2 protein-coding genes are annotated in these 2509 nt (G+C 69.6%); both read right to left on the reverse strand.

Annotated elements, in window-relative coordinates:
* Positions 1-1692, reverse strand: a 1692-nt coding sequence (locus D183_RS25770; protein ID WP_017911094.1) for an efflux RND transporter permease subunit, incomplete at its 3' end; no start/stop codon positions are given.
* The coding region (locus tag D183_RS25775; RefSeq protein ID WP_017911095.1) for an efflux RND transporter periplasmic adaptor subunit at positions 1692-2509 on the reverse strand (818 nt) is incomplete at its 5' end. The genes D183_RS25775 and D183_RS25770, both read right to left, overlap by 1 nt.

Here is a 2509-nt window from a genome sequence, read left to right on the forward strand (position 1 = left end):
CAGCGGCGCACGGCCCTTCAGCGAGCTCAGCATCGGGATCAGGGTCATCGACACCACCAGCGAGATCGCGATGGCGATCGCCACGGTCAACGCCTGGTCGCGGAACAGTTGCCCGGCCACGCCCTCCACGAACACCAGCGGCAGGAACACCGCGATCGTGGTCAGGGTCGAGGCGACCACCGCCATGCCCACCTCGCGGGTGCCGACGATCGCCGCATCGAGCACGCTCAGGCCGCGCTCGCGCGCCTTGGCGATGCTTTCCAGCACCACGATGGAATCGTCCACCACCAGGCCGGTGGCCAGCGCCAACCCGCCCAGCGACATCACGTTGAGGCTCAGGCCGAGCCGGTCCATGAAGAAGAACGTGGTCACGATCGACACCGGCAGCGACAGCCCGATCACGAACGTGCTCCACCCATCGCGCAGGAACAGGAAGATGATCAGGATCGCCAGCAGGCCGCCGATCACCGCGTCCTTCTTGACGTCGCCGATGGCGTGCTCGATGAAGCGCGACTGGTCTTCCAGCGTGGTCAGTTCGGCGTCGGCGGGAATCTGCGCCTGCAGTTGTTCCAGGCGCTTGCGCAGCGCCGCCGCGGTGGCCACGGTGTTGGCGTCGCCTTCCTTGTAGATGGCCAGTTCCACCGCCTCCTTGCCGCCCAGGCGGATGATCGCCTCGCGCTCCTTGTAGCCCTGCCGCACCTGCGCGACATCCTTGAGCCGGATCGGCATGCCGCCAGCGACGGTGGTGGTCGTGCTGGAGGTCGCGCTCTGCGCCGCCGACGCCGCCGCGATCGCGGCTTCCGAGCCGGTGGAGGCGGCGATCGCATACATCTGCTGCAGTGCCGCGTCGGCCGCGTTGCCGCCGGCGCCCTGGGTGGTCAGCAACAGGTTGCGAATCTCGTCCAGGTCGGCGAACTGGTTGACCGTGCGCACCAGGTAGCGCTGCGTCCCCTGCTCCAGGCGTCCGCCGGAGAGATTGACGTTCTCGTCCTTGAGCCGCGCGATCACCGTGTCGATCGGCATGTTGAGCTGCGCCAGCCGCTGCTGGTCGATATCCACCTGGATCTCGTCCTCCAGCCCACCGCCGACCTTGACCGCGGCCACGCCCGCCACCGGCTCCAGCTTCTTCTTCAGGTCCTCGTCGGCGTAGCGACGCAACTGGGTCAGCGCGCGCACCGCCTCGGCGTCGGTGTGCGCGGCGGTCTTGCTCGACAGCACCAGGCGCATGATCGGTTGGGTGGAGGGATTGAAGCGCAGCAGCACCGGCGCCTTGGCCTCCAGCGGCAGCGACAGCGCCTCCATCTTGTCGCGCACCTCCAGGCTGGCCTGATCCATGTTGGTGCCCCAGGCGAACTCCAGCACCACGTCGCTCTGTCCGGTGCGCGAGACCGACTTGAGCTTGCGCAGGTTCTTGACCACGCCGACGGCTTCTTCGACCGGCTCGGTCACCAGCGTCTCGATCTCCGACGGCGCGGCGCCGGCGTACTCGGTGCGCACGGTCAGGGTCGGATAGCTCAGGTCCGGCAGCAGGTTGACCTTGAGCCCGTGCAGCGCGATCGCGCCGAACAGCAGCATGGTCAGCGTGATCATCGCGATGGTCACGCGGCGGCGGGTGGCGAATTCGACCAGGCCGCCACCGTGCGCGGCGGCGGGCGCAGGCGGTGCGTGCGCGTCGGAATCGGCGCCGTGCATCAGCGCGCTCCGGCGGTGGTGGCCGGGGCGGCGTCGGCCACCTCGCGCTGCGGCGCGATCACCTGCACGCGGCTGCCGTCGCGCAGCGCGACCTTGCCGGCGGTGACCACCTGGTCGCCGGCCTGCAGGCCCTGGCGGATCTCCACCCACGGCCCTTCCGCATAGCCCAGCGTCACCGGCACCCGCGCGACCTTGCCGGCGACCACGCGGAACACCGCCGGCTCGCCGTCGTCGAGCAGCGCCAGCCGCGGCACCACCAGCGCATCGGCGCGCTGGTCGTAATCGATGCGGATGCGGCCGAACATGCCCGGCTGCAGCGCCTCCGCCCCTTCGTCGAAGGCGCAGACCACGCGGAAGGTGCCGCTGCCGGCATCCACCACCGGCGCGATGCGGTCGACCCGGCCGCGGAACTGCTTGCCCGGCAGCGCATCGGCCAGCAGGGTCACCGGCTGCCCGGTCTTGAGCGTGGCCAGTTCGCGCTCGGGCACGTTGAGCGTGGCCTCCAGGCGCGAATCGTCGACGATGCGGAAGATCGGCGTATTGATCTGCACGAAGTTGCCGGTCTTGATCGAGCGCGAGGCGATCACTCCGGAGATCGGCGCCACCACCGTGGCATAGGACAGCTCCAGCGCGGCCAACTGGTGTTGCGCGCGCACGTTGGCCAGGTCGTACTTGATCTGGTCGACGTCGGCGGCACTCACCAGTTGCTGGCCCACCAGCTGCTGCGAGCGGCGGTAGTTGTTCTCCAGCTTGCGCAGTTGCGCCTCGCTCTGCGCCAGCGCCAGCCGCGCGCGGTCGGGGTCCAGCCGCACCAGCG

It is taken from the genome of Xanthomonas sp. SHU 199 (genome assembly GCF_000364665.1).
GTDB lineage: Bacteria > Pseudomonadota > Gammaproteobacteria > Xanthomonadales > Xanthomonadaceae > Xanthomonas_A > Xanthomonas_A sontii.